Here is a 5,617-nt window from a genome sequence, read left to right on the forward strand (position 1 = left end):
TTGAGATTTTATATTTTTAAAGCCCCTAATTTAATAGGGGCTTATACAAGAAAGAGTATATCAATGAAAAAAACAAATAATATTAAAAAAGAAACAATGTTTCAAGCTCAAAATATATTTTTAACTTATTCACAGTGTGATTTATCTAAAGAAGAAATTAAAACTTTTATCATCAATCTTTGTAATGAAAAAAAACTTCAAATTAATTATTTAGTAGTTGGAATTGAAAACCATCAAGATCATAAAGGAAAACACCATCATGTTTTTTTTCAATTAAATAAAAGATTTAAAACAAGGGATTTAACCATTTTTAATATTCCTAAAAATATTAAAGAAAAAAAATTAATTGATACTGAAAATATTAAAATTAAGGATTTATTTTATTCTCCTCATATTGAACCACGTCCAGGCAATCCTATTAAAGATACTACTGATGTACGTAATTATGTAAAAAAAGATGGCGACTTCATTGAAGAAGGCACCTTTAAGCATGTTCGTTATATTAAATTATCTAAAAATGAAAAACCTACTGAATTAGAAAATTTAACTAATAACTATTTTTTAAAGTTAAGAGAAGAATATCAACAAAAAGAAATTAATATTTCAAAAACTAAAACTGAAATATTTAAAAAGTTAAAATTATATGCTGAATCATTAGAACCTAATTATGCCTTTAAAAATACAAAAAGATTCAAAAATATGGCTTATGAACATATTTATGAATCTGAAGTAAAAGAAAATATAATTTTTGATTTTTGTACTTTTAAAAAAATACCTATTTTAATTTCTATATATGAAATTTTAAAAACACAAAAAGAACAATTATCAAATGGTATTTCTCAAAGATTTAAAACTTTGATTATTGAAGGTAATTCAAAATCTGGTAAAACCCAATTTTTCAAAAGTTTACTAACCAAACTTGATTTACTCTTTAATTATATCAAAGATGATGTAGATTTTTCAGATGAAAATTATGATGAAGATAAATATGTTAATATTTATGATGATATTGATATATATAATATTCAAGCAAGAAATTTAACTAAAGTAATAATAGGTAATCAAAAAGATTCTATTGTCAATATGAAATATAAACCAAGAACTAAAATTAAAGGCACTGATATTAGTATTATATTAGTCAATGAAGATACTTCAGTAGAAAAATATTGTTTTGATAATTTCAAAAGAGGTAGAAAAGAATATAAGTATATCCGAGAAAATGCTATTTTTATTAATTTAGATAAACATACTATTACTCATTATGAATATCAAAAATATGAAAACGAACAAGCTGTAATTCAACATTTTGAAATCCCTAAAAATTGGGATGGATTATTATATTTTTTAGACCAAAAAAATGAAAGTTAAAAAATAGACCAAAATATTTCTTGGTCTTTTTTTATAAGGAAATTACTTATAAAAAACGTACTATAAAACTTTACCCTTTTTAAACTTTGACACATTTCAAGAATTAATTTTTTTATTATATCATTTTTTATTAGGTTTTTCCTTACTTTTTCGGGTGCGCGCGTTTGAGATTCCAAAAAGCGCAAGCCCGAAAAATTATACCTCAGAAATGTAGGTTTTATCAGGGAAATATGATGATTTTTAAAAAGTGTGTCAGATTAAACTTTGACACAAACTTTGACACACCAAAAAAGTTAAAGTTGTTATGTTTATTTGTTAGGTATTTACTAAGTTTTTTAATCATTTTTTTTTCAAAAAAAAAAGCGTGTCAAAGTGACTTTGACACATTTCAAGAATTGACAATTTTAGACCAATTTTTTTGATTAAAAAAAGGTTAAATTGGAGTTAAAAAACTGTATATTTATATATGTAGATGATAAATTATATTTTGATGTTAAAGATAAAAATAAAATTAAAGAAAAGAGAAATAAAATTATGAGAAATTTAAGTGAATTATATAAAGTTAAATTATCAGATATTACTATTGAAGAATTATTTTTTGTAAGTGAATTTACTTTTAATGAAAAAATAAAAAGATTAAATTATTTAGAATTAAGAAATTTATTTTTTAAATTATATGATAATGAAAAAGTTCATAAAATTGTATTAGGTTCAAATTCTTTAATAGACAAACATCAAGAATTTGACTATCAAAGTGATCATTGCCTAGAATTAAAAAGAAATCAAATAGTTGGTGATGATGATATTGATTATAATAATGAAAATTATAAAAATTGGAGTTACAAATTTTATACTATTTTAGAATTATTTCGTTTAGGAAATGTAAATAATATTTCAGAAGGATGGAATAAATTAGGTAATAATATAAAAACAGTAAAAGATGTTTTAGAAAAAATGAATTAACTAATATTTTTTATAATTAAATGTTTTTTTCATTCTTTTTATGTGTATTTTATTTTAAATTAAATTAAGTATAAAAGTATTCAAAGACGAGCAGAGCGAATTAGGCGGCCAGCCGAAGTATACTTAGATTTATATAACTAAAATTCGCTAGGTTTTTCCTCAATGAAACCCCCTAAACTCTATAATAAAAACCAATTTGGTGTGAATTTTTTAATTTACCCTCGCGCCTTACCTGTGAACTATCAGGTAAGGAGTAGCGAGAACGAACCAAACGCCTTTGCGTGAATACGTAAAGGAGTAGGTTGGAGAGTCCATTAAAAATATTAAAATTATTTACAAGCTATTATAACCCACACAATTGCACATGCCAAAAGAGTTAAACCTATTTCTAAACCAGTCATTTTTTTCTCCTTTTTTTAATTTTTATGTTTATTCAATTTATCATTTTCTGTTATAATATAAGTGTATTCACAGCAACACTTTTTAATAATTAATAATTAATAACATTTTTATATGTTAAAATAATTATGACCTTATATATATGTTCGTTGCTGTGCGTATATGTAGGGTCATTTTTATTATATTAAGCCCACATTAAAAAAGTATAAAAAAAAATAGCTATATAAATCCCATTCTCGCAAAGACAAAGATTTATATAACTATCATGAAAGGATGCATTATTCATGCAAATATTCAATTTAAACATAATCGCATTTATTGATAAAATAAATGATTACGCTATCTTTATTATAACATTTTTTAAAACTAATTTCAACAATATAATTGCTATTAAAGATTGTAGTTTTGATAATTTATTAAATAGTACTGGAATAATATTGAGTTTCGTTTTATCTATATTTTACATTTTAGTCTTTATAACTTTATTATGTTTTTTAGGTTCTATCTTTAACATTATAAAAACAATAATAAAATGGATTTTATATCCTTTTAAATTATTGTTTAAATTAATTAAATGGATTTTTTCCCCTAAATCAAAATTAAAACAACCAATTAAAACTAATAACTTGAATCTAGATGATTTAAACAAATTACAAAGAAAGATAAATGATTTAGAATATAAACTTAATTTACAAAAAAAACAAAATATAATTAAACCAGTATATAATCAAAATTATAAAAAAAAGGATTAAAATTATGCAAACCAATAATCAAAAAAAATTGAAAAATAAAATATTTATCATTTGGGGTTTATTTATTAGTGGAGTTATTCTTGTTTTTTTAATCATTTTATTATTAGCTATGAATAAACCCCAAACTAAAACTGATAACCAAAATAAACCTACTTTAACATCTAAAGCCAATCTTCAACAAGAACAAGAAACCTATAATGCAATTATAAGTAAGATAGAAAAAGAAATTGATAAATTAACTCAACAATATCCTCCTAAAACTACTTATCAAAAAGATGGTATAACCCCTCGTTCATATGAAATATATGATTCAAAAGGTAAATTAATTAAAGACACTTATTATAAAATTGATGGAAAAACAATAAAATATATTGCCGAACACGATAAAGATACAAATATTATGACTAAATCAACTTATTATCTTGATGATGGTAAAACAATAGATTATATTAATGAATACACTCCTACTGGAATATTTATCAAAACAACATATTACAACCCAGACGGAACTGTTAAAGAAATAATAAATCGTTAATAATGAATAAAAAAAGAAAAATTATATTAATAATTTGGACTATATTTATTGCAATTATTCTTTTAATTCTTTTATTCCTTTTAGGTTTAAGATTACCTAAATTCATTAAATCAAAACAACAAAAAACTGAAAATACAGTTGAAACCCAATCTAAATATCAAACTCAATATATCCATGATACTAATAAAGTTCAAAATATAATTGGATTAATTAATTCTTTAAAACGTTTAAAAGAATTAAAAAACCAAAAACAACAATTAAAACCTCAAACTGAAAAACAAGAACAAGAACAAGAGCAATATCAATTTGATTGGAACTCAAATTATGATAACGATGAAAATAAATTAGTTAAAGATATCGCAGTAGTAACTCTAGCTACAGGTGCAGTTGTAATTGGTTGTGTAGTTCTAGCTCCTATTTTTGCCTCTTTAGGCCCAATAGCAGCTCCTGTTGCTTTATTACTTTAATCTAAAAATCAAAGGAGAAATAAAATGTTAAACAAAGTACAATTAATAGGTAATATAACTCATGACTTAGATCCAACATTTATTAATACTAATGAGGGTCAAATACCTAAATTAGATTTTCAAATAGCTGTAAATAATAAAGATAAAACTCAATTCATTCCATGTGTTGTTTTTAGAACCCAAGCTGAAAACATGAGTATGTATTTACATAAAGGTTCAAAAGTATATGTAGAAGGAACGTTGTCAATTGAAAAATATACTAATAACGAAGGCGAAAATAAAACCTCAACTAAAGTAATAGTTCAAAGAGTTATCTTTTTAGATAATAAAAATCAATAAAATAAAGGCCCCTATTAAATTAGGGGCTTTAGATAGAAAGTAGTATATTAATGAAAAAAATTAAATTTAGAACTAAATTTTATTTAATTATATTTATTTTTATTTATTTATTATTAAATTTTTATAAAACAAATTTAGTTTTTGCTATGAAGAATAATAGTTCAAAATATATTATAGAAAAAGATTTTTTAAATGAAAGTTTTTTTAATGATGAAGCATCTAGTTCATCAATTAATCAAAATACTAATGACCAAGAAATAGATTTAAATCTTTCTTTAAAATTACCGGAAAATAATTTATTTTTTGATAACACAATTCGTTTACAATTTACAGGTGTTGAATTAAGAAGTTTGGAAGAAATACAAAGAGATAATGAAATCAAAAGAAAAAAAACCGCAGATTCTAAAAGAAAATATAGATTAAAAAATATGAAATTATTTAGAGAAGCGAGTAGAGATTATTATCATAAAAACAAAGATAAAATAAAATTGAAAAGAATAGAAAAAAGTAAAAAAATAATTAATAATGATTAATAAAAATAAGCCCCTAATTTAATAGGGGCTTTAGATAGAAAGAGTTTATAAATAAAAAACCCCTAAATCCCCAAAGGGGACTTTATAGGAGAGGTGTAATAGGTTAATCTAAGTATACTTCGGCTGGCCGCCTAATTCGCTCTGCTCGTTAAGGGGTAATTATAATTCATATCTAATTTGAAATGTCATATAGATATAAAATAATTAGTTTTAGAGGTATTATAAAATTGATGAATGGATTAAAATTAACATTCCGCGCAA

7 protein-coding genes are annotated in these 5,617 nt (G+C 22.7%); all 7 read left to right on the forward strand.

Translation table 11 applies throughout. The features are described 5' to 3' along the window. The first annotated feature begins 63 nt into the window (after nucleotides 1–63). The gene (locus QN326_RS04110) at nucleotides 64–1,368 is read left to right on the forward strand and encodes a hypothetical protein (protein ID WP_342386796.1); all 1,305 of its coding nucleotides are present in this window, start codon (nucleotides 64–66) and stop codon (nucleotides 1,366–1,368) included. 438 nt (nucleotides 1,369–1,806) lie between these two features. Beyond that, complete coding sequence (locus tag QN326_RS04115) at nucleotides 1,807–2,331, forward strand: hypothetical protein (protein ID WP_342386797.1); 525 nt, start codon at nucleotides 1,807–1,809, stop codon at nucleotides 2,329–2,331. A 683-nt stretch (nucleotides 2,332–3,014) separates the two neighbouring features. Next, nucleotides 3,015–3,482 (forward strand): hypothetical protein, encoded by a 468-nt coding sequence (locus tag QN326_RS04120; RefSeq protein WP_342386793.1) that lies wholly within the window; start codon nucleotides 3,015–3,017, stop codon nucleotides 3,480–3,482. 4 nt (nucleotides 3,483–3,486) lie between these two features. Beyond that, nucleotides 3,487–4,017 carry a DUF2963 domain-containing protein gene (locus tag QN326_RS04125; RefSeq protein ID WP_342386794.1) on the forward strand — a complete coding sequence of 177 codons (531 nt, stop codon included), beginning with the start codon at nucleotides 3,487–3,489 and terminating at the stop codon, nucleotides 4,015–4,017. A 2-nt stretch (nucleotides 4,018–4,019) separates the two neighbouring features. Continuing rightward, nucleotides 4,020–4,484, forward strand: coding sequence for a hypothetical protein (locus QN326_RS04130; RefSeq protein WP_014182594.1), 465 nt, complete (start codon nucleotides 4,020–4,022; stop codon nucleotides 4,482–4,484). A gap of 24 nt (nucleotides 4,485–4,508) precedes the next feature. Continuing rightward, entirely contained in the window at nucleotides 4,509–4,823 is a 315-nt protein-coding gene (locus QN326_RS04135) for a single-stranded DNA-binding protein (protein ID WP_014182595.1), read from the forward strand. A gap of 50 nt (nucleotides 4,824–4,873) precedes the next feature. After that, entirely contained in the window at nucleotides 4,874–5,356 is a 483-nt protein-coding gene (locus QN326_RS04140; protein WP_342386795.1) for a hypothetical protein, read from the forward strand. The last annotated feature ends 261 nt before the right edge of the window (nucleotides 5,357–5,617 follow it).

It is taken from the genome of Candidatus Phytoplasma asteris (genome assembly GCF_038505995.1).
Lineage (GTDB): Bacteria > Bacillota_I > Bacilli_A > Acholeplasmatales > Acholeplasmataceae > Phytoplasma > Phytoplasma asteris.

Coding starts and splice junctions, on each gene's coding strand:
- QN326_RS04110 (WP_342386796.1), top strand. CDS start 64: ATGAAAAAAACAAATAATATTAAAAAAGAAACAATGTTTCAAGCTCAA.
- QN326_RS04140 (WP_342386795.1), top strand. CDS start 4,874: ATGAAAAAAATTAAATTTAGAACTAAATTTTATTTAATTATATTTATT.
- QN326_RS04135 (WP_014182595.1), top strand. CDS start 4,509: ATGTTAAACAAAGTACAATTAATAGGTAATATAACTCATGACTTAGAT.
- QN326_RS04125 (WP_342386794.1), top strand. CDS start 3,487: ATGCAAACCAATAATCAAAAAAAATTGAAAAATAAAATATTTATCATT.
- QN326_RS04130 (WP_014182594.1), top strand. CDS start 4,020: ATGAATAAAAAAAGAAAAATTATATTAATAATTTGGACTATATTTATT.
- QN326_RS04120 (WP_342386793.1), top strand. CDS start 3,015: ATGCAAATATTCAATTTAAACATAATCGCATTTATTGATAAAATAAAT.